The following is a 15,091-nucleotide window of genomic DNA, read 5'->3' on the forward strand; positions in this document are numbered from 1 at the left end:
CGGTTCAGGGCGTCCTGGCCACCAGGTAGCGGAAGACGTTCGGCATCCACACCGTGCCGTCGGGCCGCACGTACGGGTGGAGGGCCTCGGTGACCTCCTTCTCGACGGTCTCCTGGTCGGAGGCCTCCACGGCGGCGTCGAACAGGCCCGTCGAGAACAGGCCGCGGACGGCGCTCTCGATGTCGGCGTACCCGAAGGGGCAGGCCACCCGTCCCGAGCCGTCGGGATTCAGCCCCGCCCGCGCGGCCACGTCCTCCAGGTCGTCGCGGTTCGCCGGACGCCAGCCGGCCCGGGTGCGCAGCCGCTCGGTGAGCCGTCCCGCGACCCGCAGCACGGTGGAGGTGGCGCACCGCTCCGGCGGGCCCCAGCCCGCCAGCACCACGGCACTGCCCCGCTCCGCCAGCCGTACGCCGCTGACCAGAGCGGGCACCAGCCCTTCGGAGTCCCCGGCGGTGCAGCCGATGGGTTGGAAGGCGGTGATGAGGTTGTACGCCGGACGGGTGGGGTCCGCTGCTTCGGCGGGCCCGCCGTACAGGAGCCTCGTCTCGCCGCAGCGCGGGGCGTCGTGCGTCCCGGGGGCGTGCGCCCCCGTGTCGGGCAGCAGCCGCTCCCTGGCCAGCTCCACGCGCGCGTGGTCCGTGTCGCAGCCCGTGACCTGCGCGCCGCGGGAGGCGGCCATCAGCAAGGCGAGCCCCGAGCCGCAACCGAGACCCAGCAGCCGCGTCCCGGTGCCGACCTCCAGGTGCTGGTACACCGCTTCGTAGAGCGGGACGAGCATCCGCTCCTGGATCTCCGCCCAGTCGCGGGCTCGGCCGGGCCCGTCCGTCGCCGGAGGAGCCGAAGCCGGGTGGGGGTGGTGCTGGACGAGCATAGGTGTCATCGAAAGCGCCCCAATCCGCCGAGAGGTCCATCTGTGCGTCTGTGCCCTGATTGACAGCCCCCGTGTGCGTGCGCGCGCACTCCCCGACGCCCAGGGAACTCCGCATCCGCCCCCGGTGTCCAGGGGTCGGGACGCAATGCTTGCGTGCCCCGGGCGTGCGCCCCCGAGTCGGCACGAACTTCTCTCATAGTGGGGGCGGCGAGCGAATCCCGCCATGGCAACGGGCCGGTGCCGCGCGCCCCCGCGCGCCGGAGTACTGTCACACCGCGGCCGCCCTCCGCGAGCACTCCGCGCCGGGGTGTGGGCGCGGGGGCGTGCGCGGCGCTACGTACCACCTTGGTGCGAGCTGTGAGCCTTCTCCGTACATCGGCGCACTGGCCCTCGTCAGGACGCATCAACGGCAACTGACGGGTACGTGCAAATTATTTGGGATGCCCCGGAATGGAACCCACAGGCACTCCGGCTCGTTGTCACGACGTGAGCACGACACCACCTGTTCTCGCCGCAGAGCTGGCACAGGCGTGGGCCGACATTCAGCGGCACCACCCCGAGCTGCCCGATCTCGCCGCGCCCGAATCCCTGATCGGAGAGTCGTCGTCCGCCTGTGGCGCCGAGCTCTCGTTCGAACGACTGCTCCATGAGGCAGTCCACGGCATCGCCGCCGCCCGAGGAGTCCGCGACACCTCGCGCGCCGGCCGCTACCACAACCGCAGATTCCTGGCGATCGCCGAGGAGATGGGCCTCGACCACCCGGACGAGCCGCACCCGAGCAGCGGCTTCTCGCTGGTCACGCTCAGCCCCGAGGCCAAGCGCCGGTACCGTCCGACGATCGAGCGGCTCCAGCGTGCCCTGAAGGCCCACACGGCCGCCACGGCCGCCGACACCAAGCGCTCCTTCCGGGGGCCGGCCGCGCGGCACGGCTCCTCCGGCGGCGGCGTGCGGGTCAAGGCGGTCTGCGACTGCGGGCGGAACGTCCGCGTGGTCCCCTCGGTCCTCGCGCAGGCGCCGATCGTCTGCGGCGGGTGCGGGAAGCCGTTCCGCATTCCCGAAGCGGTGGGCGCGGCGAGCTGACCCCGCATGGTGTGGCACAATGGCTAGCTGTACTCGACAGTCGAACAGGACCCCTCTCTCCTCCGGCTGACGCGTCCATCGGGCACCCGAGTACCGCAACCCCACGTGGCATCTCGTCGTGCCCAACCACGTCAAGACCAGGAGACACCACACCCGTGGCAGTCAAGATCAAGCTGAAGCGTCTGGGCAAGATCCGTTCGCCTCACTACCGCATCGTCGTCGCCGACTCCCGTACCCGCCGTGACGGCCGGGCCATCGAGGAGATCGGCCTGTACCACCCGGTGCAGAACCCGTCGCGCATCGAGGTCGACTCGGAGCGTGCGCAGTACTGGCTGTCCGTCGGCGCCCAGCCGACCGAGCCGGTCCTCGCGATCCTGAAGCTCACCGGCGACTGGCAGAAGGTCAAGGGCCTGCCGGCCCCGGAGAAGCCGCTGCTCGCCCCGGCGACCAAGGAAGACAAGCGCGCCTCCTTCGACGCCTTCGCGAAGGCGATCGAGGGCGACGAGGCGAAGGGTGAGGCCATCACCCCGAAGGCCAAGAAGGCCGACAAGAAGGCGGACGAGGCGGACGCCGCGTCCACCGAGTCGACCGAGGCCTGAGCATGCTCGAGGAGGCTCTCGAGCACCTCGTGAAGGGCATTGTCGACAACCCCGACGACGTGCAGGTCGCCTCGCGCAACCTGCGCCGCGGGCGCGTGCTGGAGGTCCGGGTCCACCCCGACGACCTCGGCAAGGTGATCGGCCGCAACGGCCGCACCGCTCGCGCTCTGCGTACCGTCGTGGGGGCCCTCGGCGGTCGTGGCATCCGGGTCGACCTCGTCGACGTGGACCAGGTCCGCTGAACAAGTTGGCTGTTTTGCATTAGATGCACCGGCACGGGCCGGGGAGGGCTACGGCCCACCCCGGCCCGTGTTCGTGTGGTACGCCGCGTGTACGTCGTTTGGAGAGGTGAGCAGTGCAGCTGGTAGTCGCACGGATCGGCCGCGCCCACGGGATCAAGGGCGAGGTCACCGTCGAGGTGCGGACGGACGAGCCGGAGCTGCGGCTCGCGCCCGGCGCCGTACTGGCCACGGACCCGGCCTCCGCCGGACCGCTGACCATCGAGACCGGCCGGGTGCACAGCGGCCGGCTGCTGCTCCGCTTCGAGGGCGTACGCGACCGCAACGCCGCCGAGGCGCTGCGCAACACCCTGCTGATCGCCGAGGTGGACCCGGACGAGCGGCCGGAGGAGCCCGACGAGTACTACGACCACCAGCTCATCGACCTGGACGTCGTCCTCGCCGACGGCACCGAGGTCGGCCGCATCACCGAGATCTCGCACCTGCCGTCCCAGGACCTGTTCGTCGTGGAGCGGCCCGACGGCAGCGAGGTCATGATCCCGTTCGTCGAGGAGATCGTCACCGACATCGACCTCGCCGAGCAGAAGGCGGTCATCACCCCGCCGCCCGGCCTCATCGACGACCGGGCCGAGATCGCCTCGTCGCGCGACGCGGCCGAGCCCTCCGGCAAGGAGGACTGGGCCTGATGCGGCTCGACGTCGTCACGATCTTCCCCGAGTACCTGGACCCGCTGAACGTCTCGCTCGTCGGCAAGGCCCGTGCGCGCGGCGTCCTCGACGTCCACGTACACGACCTGCGCCAGTGGACGTACGACCGCCACCACACGGTCGACGACACCCCGTACGGCGGCGGCCCCGGCATGGTCATGAAGACCGACCCCTGGGGCGAGGCCCTGGACGACACGCTCGCCGCCGGGTACGAGGCGGGCGCCCACGGCCCCGCGCTGGTCGTGCCCACGCCCAGCGGGCGGCCCTTCACCCAGGAGCTCGCCGTCGAGCTGTCCGAGCGCCCCTGGCTGGTCTTCACACCCGCCCGGTACGAGGGCATCGACCGGCGCGTCATCGACGAGTACGCCACCCGGATACCGGTGTACGAGGTCTCCATCGGCGACTACGTCCTGGCGGGCGGCGAGGCCGCCGTCCTGGTGGTCACCGAGGCCGTGGCCCGGCTGCTGCCGGGTGTCCTGGGCAACGCCGAGTCCCACCGCGACGACTCCTTCGCCCCCGGCGCCATGGCCAACCTCCTGGAAGGCCCCGTCTACACCAAGCCGCCCGAGTGGCGCGGGCGCGGCATCCCCGACGTCCTGCTCAGCGGCCACCACGGGAAGATCGCCCGCTGGCGGCGGGACGAGGCGCTGCGGCGAACCGCCGCGAACCGGCCCGAGCTCATCGAGCGGACCGACCCGGCCGCGTTCGACAAGAAGGACCGCGAGACGCTCTCCCTGCTGGGCTGGGCACCGGAGCCGGATGGCCGATTTTGGCGCAGGCCCGGCGGCGTGGAAGAATAGGCGGCTGCTGTACGTCCGAGCGGCGCCCCTGCCACAGGGGGACACGCGCCGGCCCGACGGTACGGCTCATCAACCCCATCTCTAGTTGCCGCTGATGACCTGTGGCATCAGCGAGGAAGCAGACAACCATGTCTCACGTGCTTGACGCCGTCAACGCCGCGTCCCTGCGGACCGATGTGCCGGCGTTCCGTCCCGGTGACACCGTGAACGTCCACGTTCGCGTCATCGAGGGCAACCGCTCCCGTATCCAGCAGTTCAAGGGTGTCGTCATCCGCCGTCAGGGCTCGGGCGTCTCCGAGACCTTCACGGTCCGCAAGGTCTCCTTCTCCGTCGGCGTCGAGCGCACCTTCCCGGTGCACAGCCCGATCTTCGAGAAGATCGAGCTCGTGACCCGCGGTGACGTCCGTCGCGCCAAGCTGTACTACCTCCGTGAGCTGCGCGGCAAGGCCGCGAAGATCAAGGAGAAGCGCGAGAACTGAGCCCCGGCTCAGCTCCGTCGTTCGGGCGTCCACAGGAGGGCCGGATAGCATCTGGCCCCGATGGACACCGAAGCACAGCACACCGAGCGCGACTCTTCCTCCGATGCGGAGGAGGGGTCGCGCTCCGTGCGTTCCGGCGAGCGCGAGGGGCGCGGCGGGGGCCCGTGGCGGACGCCCGGGCTGATCGGCGTCGCCTGCGCCGTGTTCCTGCTGCTGTTCAGCCACTTCGTGGTGCAGCCCTTCCAGATCCCCAGCAGCTCCATGGAACCCACCCTCCAGGTCGGGGACCGGGTGCTGGTGAACAAGTTGGCGTACCGTTTCGGTTCCGAGCCCCAGCGCGGGGACGTGGTCGTCTTCGACGGCACCGGGTCCTTCGTACGCGAGGCACCGGAGGAGAACCCGCTCACGGCGCTGCTGCACGCGGCGGGGGCGGCCCTCGGCCTGACCGAGCCCGCCGAGACCGACTATGTGAAGCGCGTGGTCGGCGTGGGGGGCGACCGCGTGAAGTGCTGCGACAAGGGGGGAAGGGTCGAGGTGAACGGCGTACCGGTGAGCGAGGGGTATCTGCACCCCGGCGACGCACCCTCCCAGGTGCCCTTCGACATCGTCGTGCCACAGGGGACCCTGTGGGTCATGGGCGACCACCGCAGCCAGTCGCGCGACTCCCGCGACCACCTCGGCGAACCGGGCGGCGGCGTGGTCCCGGTGGAGAAGGTGATCGGCCGCGTGGACTGGATCGGCTGGCCCTTCGGCCGCTGGTCGTCGATCGAGCCGACCCCGGCCTTCCGCGACGTTCCCGGCGCGGCGCATCCGGCAGGCGGGGGCCATGGGTAACCGGGCCAGGCGCGGCGGCCACCGGGCCGATACGCGGCTGCCCACCGGCTCGCGGCCCACGGACGGCGCCCGCGCCCTGCCCGGACGCGCGGAGCGGCGCAAGCTCGCCCGGCGCGTGAAGCGGCGCAGGCGCAGGTCCGCGGTGAAGGAGATACCACTCCTCATCACCGTGGCGCTGGTCATCGCCCTGGTACTGAAGACCTTCCTGGTGCAGGCCTTCGTGATCCCTTCGGGATCGATGGAGCAGACGATCCGGATCGACGACCGGGTGCTCGTCGACAAGCTCACGCCCTGGTTCGGGTCCAAGCCGCAGCGCGGGGACGTCGTGGTCTTCAAGGACCCCGGCGGCTGGCTCCAGGAGGAGAACGCTCCGAAGAAGGACGACCCGGTCGTCGTCAAGCAGGTCAAGCAGGCCCTCACCTTCATCGGGCTGCTCCCGTCCGACGACGAGCAGGACCTGATCAAGCGGGTCGTCGCGGTCGGCGGGGACACCGTCAAGTGCTGCGACGCGGACGGCCGCGTCACCGTCAACGGCGTACCGCTGAACGAGCCGTACCTGCACCCCGGAAACGTTCCCTCGACCATCACGTTCGACGTGAGGGTGCCGGAGGGGCGGCTGTTCGTCATGGGTGACCACCGCTCCAACTCGGCGGACTCGCGGTTCCACCTGGACGAGGCGTTCCAGGGCACGGTGTCGGAGGAGGAGGTGGTGGGGACGGCGTTCGTCATCGCCTGGCCGTTCGACCACTGGCGCCGGCTGGAGGAGCCGGGGACGTTCGCCTCCGTCCCGGACGGGCGGGGATCAGGGGTTCCCGGGGGCTTGGCGGACTCGGGGTAGTGGGGGGCACGGGGGAGCCGGGCTGAGTCGGGGGCACGGGGGCACGGGGGAGTCGGGGGACTCGCGGGGCGGGACTGCGATGTCGCTCGGCGCTTCGCATAGTGTGTCCTCTCAGATTCTGAACGGAACGAACGGAACCATCCGGCTCCCGAGCCCTGCGGAACTCCCGCTCGTTATGGGAGTGGTGGGCCCACCCCTGCTGTGGGGCGGGCGGTTGCACGGAGTGAGGAGTGGATGTGGGGGATTTGGCGGTCGGCGCACGATCCGGACACGACGGGCCGGAGGAGAGGCCGGAGCAGCCCTCCGCGTCCTCTGCCGCAGGGCCTTCCGGGTCGGGCGGGGAGCCCTCCCCCGGAACCGGGCACGCTGAGGGCCCCCCGGCGGACGCGGCGCACGCGGACGGCGGCACGGGTGACGACGGGCCGAAGAAGCCCCGCTCCTTCTGGAAGGAGCTGCCCCTGCTGATCGGTATCGCGCTGCTGCTGGCGCTGCTGATCAAGACCTTCCTGGTGCAGGCCTTCTCGATCCCGTCCGACTCGATGATGAACACGCTGCAGCGCGGCGACCGGGTCCTGGTCGACAAGCTCACCCCGTGGTTCGGCTCGGAGCCCGAGCGCGGCGAGGTCGTGGTCTTCCACGACCCGGGCGGCTGGCTGGAGGGCGAGCCGACGCCGGAGCCGAACATCCTCCAGGAGTTCCTCAGCTTCATCGGGCTGATGCCCTCCTCGGAGGAGAAGGACCTGATCAAGCGGGTCATCGCGGTCGGCGGCGACACGGTGGAGTGCAAGAAGGGCGGCAAGGTCGTCCTCAACGGCAAGCCGCTCGACGAGACGGCGTACATCGCGCCCGGCTCCACGCCGTGCGACGACGAGCCGTTCGGGCCGATCAAGGTGCCCCAGGACCGCATCTGGGTCATGGGTGACAACCGGCAGAACTCGCTGGACTCCCGCTACCACCAGGAGCTGCCCGGCAATGGCACGGTCGCCACCGAGCGGGTCGTCGGGCGGGCGATCGTGGTGGCCTGGCCGCTCGACCGCTGGTCCACGCTGCCGGTGCCCGACACCTTCGAGCAGCCGGGCCTGAGCGCGGCCGCCGCGGCGGCCGTCGGGCCGGGTGCCCTCGGGCTCGCGGGCGCGCTGCCGGTCGTGCTGTGGCGCAGGAAGCGGCGTACCGCCGCCTGAGGCGTACGGCCTGAGGCGTACCGCCTGGTAGGGCACCGCGGGTAGGGTTCCGTCCCAGATCGTCGATCTCCGAACGTGGGGAGCGCTGGGATGAGCCGAACGCGACGTGAGCGAACGGACGACGGCCGCGGCCGTCTCGGCAGTGTGCTGTCGGGACTGGTCGTGGCCGTCGGCTGTGTGCTCTTCCTCGGCGGATTCGCCTGGGGAGCGGTCCAGTACCAGCCGTACACCGTGCCGACGGACTCCATGTCGCCGACCGTCACCGCCGGGGACCGGGTGCTGGCGCAGCGGATCGACGGCGCCGAGGTGCGGCGCGGTGACGTCGTGGTCTTCACCGACTCGACGTGGGGCGATCTGCCGATGGTCAAGCGGGTGGTCGGCGTCGGCGGCGACAAGGTCGCCTGCTGCGGCGCGGACGGCCGGCTGACCGTGAACGGCACGTCGATTGAAGAACCGTATCTGCGGTCGCAGGCGGCCGCCTCGTCGCCGTTCTCCGTGACCGTTCCCGAGGGGCGGCTCTTCCTGCTCGGCGACGAGCGCATGGGCTCGCAGGACTCGCGCGTACACCTCCAGGACCCTGCCCGGGGGTCGGTGCCGCGCAGCGCGGTCAGCGCCCGGGTGGACGCGGTGGCGTGGCCGGCCGAAGGCATGGTGGAGCGGCCGCGGGCGTTCGCCGCGCTGCCCGGGGGCGTATCACGGCCGGGGCCGGTGGTGCTGGTGGTGGGCGCGGTGGTGGCCGGTGCGGTGCTGATCCTCGCCGGTGCGGCGTACGGGCCGGTCGCGGGGCTGCTGTCGCGGCGCCGGACCCGGGCGGGGGCGGTCGCCCGTGGGTGAGGCCGCACGCAGGGTCGCGCGGGTGGTGCTGCTCGACCCCGACGACCGGATCCTGCTGCTGCACGGGTACGAGCCGGACGACCCCGCCGTGACCTGGTGGTTCACACCGGGGGGCGGGGTGGAGGGCGACGAGACCCGCGAGGAGGCCGCCCTGCGGGAGCTGGCCGAGGAGACCGGGCTCACGGACGTGGAGCTGGGGCCGGTGGTGTGGCAGCGGTTCTGCTCCTTCCCGTTCGCCGGGCGGCGCTGGGACCAGGACGAGTGGTACTACCTCGCCCGTACGCGGCGGCCGGCGGCGGCGGTGGCCCTGGCGGACCCCACGGAGCTGGAGGCGCGCAGTGTCACGGGGCTGAGGTGGTGGACCTCCGCCGAACTGTCGGCGGCCCGTGAGACGGTGTACCCGACACGCCTCGCCGAGCTGCTGCGCACGCTGCTCGTCGAGGGGCCCCCGAGTGCGCCGGTGGTCCTGGCTCCGGAAATCGTCTAGGGGTGCAGGTGACTGGCGCACAATGGGGGGACGCACGGCTGAAGGGGAACATGCCATGAGCGCCGAGGACCTCGAGAAGTACGAGACCGAGATGGAGCTGAAGCTCTACCGGGAGTACCGCGATGTCGTCGGTCTGTTCAAATACGTGATCGAGACCGAGCGTCGCTTCTACCTCACCAATGACTACGAGATGCAGGTGCACTCGGTGCAGGGCGAGGTGTTCTTCGAAGTGTCGATGGCGGACGCGTGGGTCTGGGACATGTACCGGCCGGCGCGGTTCGTCAAGCAGGTACGGGTGTTGACGTTCAAGGACGTGAACATCGAGGAGCTCAACAAGAGCGATCTGGAGCTGCCCGGCAGCTGAGTCCCGGGATGCCTGCTCACCGGTGTGGGTGAGCAGGTTGTCCACAAGCGTTCGGTTATCCACCAAGATCCAATAGTCCGGCGCCGACCCGTCACAGTCGGTGCCGGAGGTGGTGCCGAATGAACGCGACGGGGGCACTGGGCGCGTACGGCGAAGGGCTGGCGGTGCGCCGGCTGAGCGAGTCCGGGATGGCCGTGCTCGCACGGAACTGGCGGTGCGGACGGACCGGGGAGATCGACATCGTCGCCCGGGACGGTGACACGGTGGTCGTCTGCGAGGTCAAGACCCGTAGGGCGGGCGACTACCAGCACCCCATGGCGGCGCTCACGCCCGTCAAGGCGGAGCGCCTCAGACGGCTCGCCGCCTGCTGGCTTGACCGGCACGGCGGCCCGCCGCCCGGCGGGCTGCGCATCGACCTGATCGGCGTGCTGCTGCCCCGGCGCGGCGCCCCCGTGGTCGAGCACGCGCGGGGGGTGGCCTGACATGGGCTTCGCGCGTACGTGCTCGGTGGCGCTGGTCGGCGTCGAGGGAGTCGTGGTCGAGGTCCAGGCGGACCTGGAGCCCGGCGTGGCGGCGTTCACGCTGGTCGGACTGCCCGACAAGAGCCTCTCGGAGAGCCGCGACCGGGTGCGGGCCGCCGTCGTCAACTCCGGCGCCGAGTGGCCCCAGAAGAAGCTCACGGTCGGGCTCAGCCCGGCCTCCGTACCCAAGAGCGGTTCCGGCTTCGACCTGGCCGTCGCCGCGGCGGTGCTCGGCGCCGCCGAGCGCATCGACCCCCGGACCATCGCCGACCTCGTCCTCATCGGCGAGCTGGGCCTGGACGGCCGGGTCAGACCCGTACGCGGCGTCCTGCCGGCCGTGCTCGCCGCCGCCGAGGCCGGCTACCGGCAGGTCGTCGTACCGGAGCGGACCGCCGGGGAGGCCGCGCTGGTCCCGGGCGTCTCGGTACTCGGCGTGCGCACCCTGCGCCAGCTCATCGCCGTGCTCGCGGACGAGCCGGTGCCCGAGGAGGACCCCGACGAGGAGGGGCGGCCCGACGCCATGCTCGCCGGGCTCCTGGTACCCGGCGCCGGGGTCGGCACGGGGCTCGCGCCCGACCCGGCCGACGCCCCCGACCTCGCGGACGTCGCCGGACAGCGGCCCGCGCGCCTGGCCCTGGAGGCCGCGGCGGCCGGCGGGCACCACCTGCTGCTCTCCGGGCCACCGGGCGCGGGCAAGACCATGCTCGCCGAGCGGCTGACCGGCGTGCTGCCGCCGCTGACCCGGCAGGAGTCCCTGGAGGTGACCGCCGTCCACTCGGTGGCCGGCATCCTCCCGCCCGGCGAGCCGCTGGTGCGCAGGGCGCCGTACTGCGCCCCGCACCACTCGGCGACGATGCAGTCCCTCGTGGGCGGCGGCAACGGGCTGCCGAGACCGGGCGCGGTCTCGCTCGCTCACCGCGGGGTGCTCTTTCTGGACGAGGCGCCGGAGTTCTCCGGCAAGGCGCTCGACGCGCTGCGCCAGCCGCTGGAGTCGGGGCACGTGGTGGTCGCCCGCAGCGCGGGCGTGGTGCGGCTGCCCGCGCGGTTCCTGATGGTGCTCGCCGCCAACCCCTGCCCGTGCGGACGGCACACCCTGCAGGGGGCCGGCTGCGAGTGCCCGCCCTCGGTGATCCGCCGCTACCAGGCGCGGCTGTCCGGGCCGCTGCTCGACCGCGTCGACCTGCGCGTGCAGGTCGCCCCGGTCGGCCGCGCCGACCTGATGGGGCAGGGCGGGCGCGGGGAGCCCAGCGCGGCGGTCGCCGCGCGGGTGCTGGAGGCCCGGGAGCGCGCCGCCGCCCGCCTGGACCGCACCCCGTGGACCGTCAACTCCGAGGTGCCCGGCCATGAACTGCGCACGCGCTGGCGCGTCGCGCCCGGGGCGCTCGACGCGGCGGAGCGGGACGTCGAGCGCGGCCTGCTCACCGCGCGGGGCCTGGACCGGGTGCTCAGGGTCGCCTGGACCCTCGCCGACCTGGCGGGCCGCGACCGGCCGGGGGCGGGCGACGTCGCCCTGGCGCTGGAGCTGCGCACCGGCATCGCCCGGGGCGTGCCGGTGGAGGCGGGAGCGGCGCCGTGAGCACCACGAACGGGGCGGAGAGCGGGGGCGGCGGCGTGGGGGAGGAGGAGCGGCTGGCGCGGGCCGCGCTGACGCGGGTCCTGGAGCCGGGCGACGAGCACGGCGGGCGCTGGCTGCGGGAGCTCGGGCCCCGGGAGCTGCTCGCCCGGCTGACCTCGGAGCCATACCGGCGCGGAGCCCTCGGCGGCGTGACCGAGCGGCGGCTCCAAGGCCTGCGGATACGGGCCGCCGGCGCCGAGCCCGAGCGGGACCTGGCGGCGGTGGACGCCGTCGGCGGGCGGTTCGTCGTGCCCGGCGACGCGGAGTGGCCCCGCCAGCTCGACGACCTCGGGGACGCCCGGCCCGTGGGGCTCTGGGTGCGCGGGCGGGCCGGGCTGCGCCCTTGGGCGCTGCGCTCCGTCGCCGTGGTCGGCGCGCGGGCGTGCACGCCGTACGGGGCGCACATGGCCGCGAGCCTCGCCTCGGGGCTCGCCGAGCGCGGCTGGGTGGTCGTCTCGGGCGCCGCCTTCGGCGTCGACGGCGCCGCGCACCGCGGCGCGCTCGCGGTGGACGGCGCCACCGTCGCCGTCCTCGCCTGCGGCGTCGACGTCCCCTACCCGCGCGGCCACGCCGGCCTGATCGGGCGCATCGCCGAACAGGGGCTCGTCATCGGCGAGTTGCCGCCCGGAGCGCATCCGACACGCAGCCGCTTCATCCTCCGCAACCGGGTCATCGCCGCGCTGACCCGCGGCACGGTCGTCGTCGAGGCCGAGTACCGCAGCGGGTCGCTCGTCACCGCGCGCAGCGCGCAGCGGCTCGGCCGGTACACGATGGGCGTGCCGGGGCCCGCCACCAGCGGGCTGTCGGCGGGCGTGCACGAACTGCTGCGCGGCGAGGCCGTCCTCGTCACCGACGCCGCCGAAGTCGCCGAACTGGTCGGGGACATCGGGGAGCTGGCGCCCGCCCGGCGCGGGCCCGTACTGCCCCGCGATCTGCTCGGCCCGGTCAGCGCCCGCGTACTCGAAGCCCTCCCGCCGCGCGGCACGCCCGTCACCGCGCGGGACGCGGCGCAGGGCGCCGGCACCGACGTTGACGAAACCCTCGGCAGCCTGTACGAACTCCACTCCCTCGGGTACGTCGAACGCCACGGCCAGGGCTGGCAGTTGACCGCGGAGGCCATACGCCGCCCGAACACCCGGCGAGGCGGTGCTTGACCTGCAGCATTCGGGTGAAAAGGTGATGCCGATGACGTCCGTAGCGCTCCCGGAACCGCCCGAGGGGCCGGTGTGCGCGCCGTCGGCCCCGCCGGCCCCCCTCGTGGCTGCCGATGTTTTCGAAGCGTGCGGACTATTCGAAGATGCGGCCGACGGCACGCCCCCGAGGAGGCATGATGCGCATCCCTTAGCGCACCGCGACCGGCCAGTCACGCTACGCTCACCAGAATTACCCCTTCCGCTATTCGGCCCTCCTTCGTTCCCCCGTCCCCCCATACACCCAGAACGGCTCAAGGCGACGCATGCCCCAGCACACCTCCGGGTCCGACCGCGCAGCGGTGCCCCCCGCTGCACGGGGCGCCGTGCGCCCGCCCGCTCCCTCGTCACTCGAGGAGCTGTGGCGGTCGTACAAGGACACGGGCGACGAGCGGCTGCGGGAACAGCTGATCCTGCACTACTCGCCGCTGGTGAAGTACGTGGCCGGGCGGGTCAGCGTGGGCCTGCCGTCCAACGTGGAGCAGGCGGACTTCGTCTCCTCCGGGGTGTTCGGGCTGATCGACGCGATCGAGAAGTTCGACATCGAGCGGTCGATCAAGTTCGAGACGTACGCGATCACCCGGATCCGGGGCGCGATGATCGACGAGCTGCGGGCGCTGGACTGGATCCCCCGGTCGGTGCGGCAGAAGGCGCGGGCCGTGGAGCGCGCGTACGCCACGCTGGAGGCGCAGCTGCGGCGCACCCCCTCCGAGAGCGAGGTCGCCGCCGAGATGGGCATCGCGCTGGAGGAACTGCACGCGGTTTTCAGCCAGTTGTCGCTGGCGAACGTCGTGGCCCTGGAGGAGCTGCTGCACGTCGGCGGTGAGGGCGGCGACCGGCTCAGCCTGATGGACACGCTGGAGGACACCGCGGCGGACGACCCCGTCGAGGTCGCCGAGGACCGCGAGCTGCGGCGGCTGCTCGCCCGGGCGATCAACACGCTGCCCGAGCGGGAGAAGACCGTGGTGACCCTGTACTACTACGAGGGGCTGACCCTCGCCGAGATCGGCAACGTGCTCGGCGTCACCGAGAGCCGGGTCAGCCAGATCCACACCAAGTCCGTGCTCCAGCTGCGGGCCAAGCTGGCGGACGTCGGCCGCTGAGCCGGCGATCTCTCACACCGAGGTCGAACGGGCGGCCGTAAACCGTAAAGTGGAGCCGTGCCCAGGATTCGAGCGGCCTCCGTGGCCGAGCACCGGACCATGCAGCGCGGCGCCCTGCTGGACGCCGCGCGTTCCCTGCTGTCCGAGGGCGGTACGGAGGCGCTGACCTTCCCCGCCCTCGCCGAGCGCACCGGCCTGGCCCGGTCCTCCGTGTACGAGTACTTCCGCTCGCGTGCCGCCGTGGTGGAGGAGCTGTGCGCGGTGGACTTCCCCGTGTGGGCGGCGGAGGTCGAGGCGGCCATGGAGCGGGCGGACACGCCCGAGGGCAAGGTCGAGGCGTACGTCCGCAAGCAGCTGGAGCTGGTCGGGGACCGGCGCCACCGGGCCGTCGTCGCGATCTCGGCCGGCGAACTGGACGACGGCGCACGCGAGAAGATCCGCGCCGCGCACGGCGGGCTCATCGCCATGATCGTCGAGGCGCTCGGGGAGCTGGGGCAGGAGCAGCCCCGGCTGACGGCGATGCTGCTGCAGGGCATGGTCGACGCGGCGGTCCGCCGCATCGAGCTCGGCGCGGCCGAGGAGCCGTCGTGCATCGCCGAGGCGGCGGTGGCGCTGGCCCTGCGGGGCGTGGGCGGCACCGCGAGCTGACGCCGCGCCGCCGGACCCATGCCCGGCCGGTACGCCGCGCCGCCGGACCCACGCGCCGCCGGGCGGCCTGACCGGCAGGCGCGCCGTCGAGGAGCCTCACGGGCCCGTCAGCGGCAGCAGCCGCGACGGCCGGCGCGGCACCAGCGTCAGGGGGTTCAGGTGCGTGTCGCCCCGGCGCAGGCTCCAGTGGAGGCAGGTCGGGGCGCAGTGGGGCCGCGCGGCGGTCAGGACCGCCACCACCTGGCCCTTCGCGACCTCGGCGCCCGCGCGGACCAGGGGCTCGACCGGTTCGTACGACGTACGCAGGGGCGGCCCCGGGCTCGCGTGCGTGATCGTCAGGACGCCGCGGCCCGCCACCGGCCCCGCGAACGTGACCCGGCCCGCGGCCGCCGCGCGGACCGGGGTGCCCGGTGCGGCGCCCAGGTCCACGCCCCGATGGCCGGGGCCGTACGGGGAGGCGGCCGGCTCCCAGCCGCGGACGACCGGTGGTCGCGGCGGTCCCACCGGCCAGGTGCCCGCCAAGCCGCGCAGGACGGGCGGGACAGCCGAGCCGGACGGCCCGGGCGGGACGGTCGAGCCCGTCAGAGCGGTCGTGAGCGTGAGCAGCAGAGTGATCAGGCGCATGGGGTGACTGTGGGGCACCGGAGCCGCGCCCGCCGGGGGCTGTGGATTTCGAAGATCTTGTGGACAGCGCCGTCACC

18 protein-coding genes and 1 pseudogene are annotated in these 15,091 nt (G+C 73.0%); 17 read left to right on the top strand and 2 right to left on the bottom strand.

Going from position 1 to position 15,091, the window contains the following annotated elements:
* Positions 1–4 precede the first annotated feature (4 nt).
* Entirely contained in the window at positions 5–880 is an 876-nt protein-coding gene (locus ACZ42X_RS07540; RefSeq protein WP_468285301.1) for a methyltransferase domain-containing protein, read from the bottom strand.
* A 441-nt stretch (positions 881–1,321) separates the two neighbouring features.
* On the opposite strand from ACZ42X_RS07540, the gene ACZ42X_RS07545 reads away from it, so the two are divergent.
* The 17 genes and pseudogenes from ACZ42X_RS07545 (at position 1,322) to ACZ42X_RS07625 (ending at position 14,390) form a co-directional block, all read left to right on the top strand.
* Positions 1,322–1,951, top strand: a complete 630-nt coding sequence (locus ACZ42X_RS07545) for a hypothetical protein (protein ID WP_361428076.1) — start codon at positions 1,322–1,324, stop codon at positions 1,949–1,951.
* 155 nt (positions 1,952–2,106) lie between these two features.
* Positions 2,107–2,550, top strand: a complete 444-nt coding sequence (gene rpsP, locus ACZ42X_RS07550) for a 30S ribosomal protein S16 (protein WP_468285304.1) — start codon at positions 2,107–2,109, stop codon at positions 2,548–2,550.
* A 2-nt stretch (positions 2,551–2,552) separates the two neighbouring features.
* Entirely contained in the window at positions 2,553–2,792 is a 240-nt protein-coding gene (locus ACZ42X_RS07555) for an RNA-binding protein (protein ID WP_030267150.1), read from the top strand.
* 113 nt (positions 2,793–2,905) lie between these two features.
* Positions 2,906–3,475, top strand: coding sequence for a ribosome maturation factor RimM (gene rimM / locus ACZ42X_RS07560; RefSeq protein ID WP_468285306.1), 570 nt, complete (start codon positions 2,906–2,908; stop codon positions 3,473–3,475).
* Positions 3,475–4,296 (top strand): tRNA (guanosine(37)-N1)-methyltransferase TrmD, encoded by an 822-nt coding sequence (trmD, locus tag ACZ42X_RS07565; RefSeq protein ID WP_468285308.1) that lies wholly within the window; start codon positions 3,475–3,477, stop codon positions 4,294–4,296. The genes rimM and trmD overlap by 1 nt, the downstream gene beginning before the upstream one ends.
* A 128-nt stretch (positions 4,297–4,424) precedes the next feature.
* Positions 4,425–4,775 carry a 50S ribosomal protein L19 gene (gene rplS, locus ACZ42X_RS07570; protein ID WP_023586326.1) on the top strand — a complete coding sequence of 117 codons (351 nt, stop codon included), beginning with the start codon at positions 4,425–4,427 and terminating at the stop codon, positions 4,773–4,775.
* A gap of 60 nt (positions 4,776–4,835) precedes the next feature.
* The gene (lepB, locus tag ACZ42X_RS07575) at positions 4,836–5,609 is read left to right on the top strand and encodes a signal peptidase I (protein ID WP_468285311.1); all 774 of its coding nucleotides are present in this window, start codon (positions 4,836–4,838) and stop codon (positions 5,607–5,609) included.
* Positions 5,602–6,730: pseudogene (lepB, locus tag ACZ42X_RS07580) on the top strand (signal peptidase I); the annotation flags it as partial. The gene lepB (ACZ42X_RS07575) and the pseudogene lepB (ACZ42X_RS07580), both read left to right, overlap by 8 nt.
* A complete protein-coding gene (lepB, locus tag ACZ42X_RS07585) occupies positions 6,693–7,628 on the top strand; it encodes a signal peptidase I (RefSeq protein WP_468285677.1) in 936 nt (311 codons plus the stop codon). The pseudogene lepB (ACZ42X_RS07580) and the gene lepB (ACZ42X_RS07585), both read left to right, overlap by 38 nt.
* 90 nt (positions 7,629–7,718) lie before the next feature.
* Entirely contained in the window at positions 7,719–8,462 is a 744-nt protein-coding gene (gene lepB, locus ACZ42X_RS07590) for a signal peptidase I (protein ID WP_468285313.1), read from the top strand.
* Entirely contained in the window at positions 8,455–8,949 is a 495-nt protein-coding gene (locus ACZ42X_RS07595; protein WP_468285315.1) for an NUDIX hydrolase, read from the top strand. The genes lepB (ACZ42X_RS07590) and ACZ42X_RS07595 overlap by 8 nt, the downstream gene beginning before the upstream one ends.
* A 55-nt stretch (positions 8,950–9,004) precedes the next feature.
* On the top strand, positions 9,005–9,313 hold the full coding sequence (locus ACZ42X_RS07600; protein WP_005311352.1) for a DUF2469 domain-containing protein: 309 nt from the start codon (positions 9,005–9,007) through the stop codon (positions 9,311–9,313).
* Between the two features lie 119 nt (positions 9,314–9,432).
* Positions 9,433–9,795 (top strand): YraN family protein, encoded by a 363-nt coding sequence (locus ACZ42X_RS07605; RefSeq protein ID WP_468285317.1) that lies wholly within the window; start codon positions 9,433–9,435, stop codon positions 9,793–9,795.
* 1 nt (position 9,796) lies between these two features.
* Positions 9,797–11,410, top strand: a complete 1,614-nt coding sequence (locus tag ACZ42X_RS07610) for a YifB family Mg chelatase-like AAA ATPase (protein ID WP_468285318.1) — start codon at positions 9,797–9,799, stop codon at positions 11,408–11,410.
* A complete protein-coding gene (gene dprA / locus ACZ42X_RS07615; protein WP_468285321.1) occupies positions 11,407–12,603 on the top strand; it encodes a DNA-processing protein DprA in 1,197 nt (398 codons plus the stop codon). The genes ACZ42X_RS07610 and dprA overlap by 4 nt, the downstream gene beginning before the upstream one ends.
* Before the next feature lie 302 nt (positions 12,604–12,905).
* The gene (gene whiG / locus ACZ42X_RS07620) at positions 12,906–13,742 is read left to right on the top strand and encodes an RNA polymerase sigma factor WhiG (RefSeq protein ID WP_468285324.1); all 837 of its coding nucleotides are present in this window, start codon (positions 12,906–12,908) and stop codon (positions 13,740–13,742) included.
* A gap of 81 nt (positions 13,743–13,823) precedes the next feature.
* Positions 13,824–14,390 carry a TetR/AcrR family transcriptional regulator gene (locus ACZ42X_RS07625; RefSeq protein ID WP_468285680.1) on the top strand — a complete coding sequence of 189 codons (567 nt, stop codon included), beginning with the start codon at positions 13,824–13,826 and terminating at the stop codon, positions 14,388–14,390.
* A 96-nt stretch (positions 14,391–14,486) separates the two neighbouring features.
* Here ACZ42X_RS07625 and ACZ42X_RS07630 read toward each other — a convergent pair whose 3' ends face one another.
* Entirely contained in the window at positions 14,487–15,014 is a 528-nt protein-coding gene (locus ACZ42X_RS07630; RefSeq protein ID WP_468285327.1) for a murein hydrolase activator EnvC family protein, read from the bottom strand.
* Between the last annotated feature and the right edge of the window lie 77 nt (positions 15,015–15,091).

This window comes from Streptomyces sp. NPDC030862 (assembly GCF_055571835.1).

Excerpts from the sequence above, each read along its gene's own strand:
- ACZ42X_RS07540 (WP_468285301.1), bottom strand. The coding sequence starts at position 880 with ATGACACCTATGCTCGTCCAGCACCACCCCCACCCGGCTTCGGCTCCT.
- ACZ42X_RS07545 (WP_361428076.1), top strand. The coding sequence starts at position 1,322 with ATGGAACCCACAGGCACTCCGGCTCGTTGTCACGACGTGAGCACGACA.
- ACZ42X_RS07555 (WP_030267150.1), top strand. The coding sequence starts at position 2,553 with ATGCTCGAGGAGGCTCTCGAGCACCTCGTGAAGGGCATTGTCGACAAC.
- trmD (WP_468285308.1), top strand. The coding sequence starts at position 3,475 with ATGCGGCTCGACGTCGTCACGATCTTCCCCGAGTACCTGGACCCGCTG.
- rplS (WP_023586326.1), top strand. The coding sequence starts at position 4,425 with ATGTCTCACGTGCTTGACGCCGTCAACGCCGCGTCCCTGCGGACCGAT.
- lepB (WP_468285311.1), top strand. The coding sequence starts at position 4,836 with ATGGACACCGAAGCACAGCACACCGAGCGCGACTCTTCCTCCGATGCG.
- lepB (WP_468285313.1), top strand. The coding sequence starts at position 7,719 with ATGAGCCGAACGCGACGTGAGCGAACGGACGACGGCCGCGGCCGTCTC.
- ACZ42X_RS07600 (WP_005311352.1), top strand. The coding sequence starts at position 9,005 with ATGAGCGCCGAGGACCTCGAGAAGTACGAGACCGAGATGGAGCTGAAG.
- ACZ42X_RS07605 (WP_468285317.1), top strand. The coding sequence starts at position 9,433 with ATGAACGCGACGGGGGCACTGGGCGCGTACGGCGAAGGGCTGGCGGTG.
- ACZ42X_RS07610 (WP_468285318.1), top strand. The coding sequence starts at position 9,797 with ATGGGCTTCGCGCGTACGTGCTCGGTGGCGCTGGTCGGCGTCGAGGGA.
- whiG (WP_468285324.1), top strand. The coding sequence starts at position 12,906 with ATGCCCCAGCACACCTCCGGGTCCGACCGCGCAGCGGTGCCCCCCGCT.
- ACZ42X_RS07630 (WP_468285327.1), bottom strand. The coding sequence starts at position 15,014 with ATGCGCCTGATCACTCTGCTGCTCACGCTCACGACCGCTCTGACGGGC.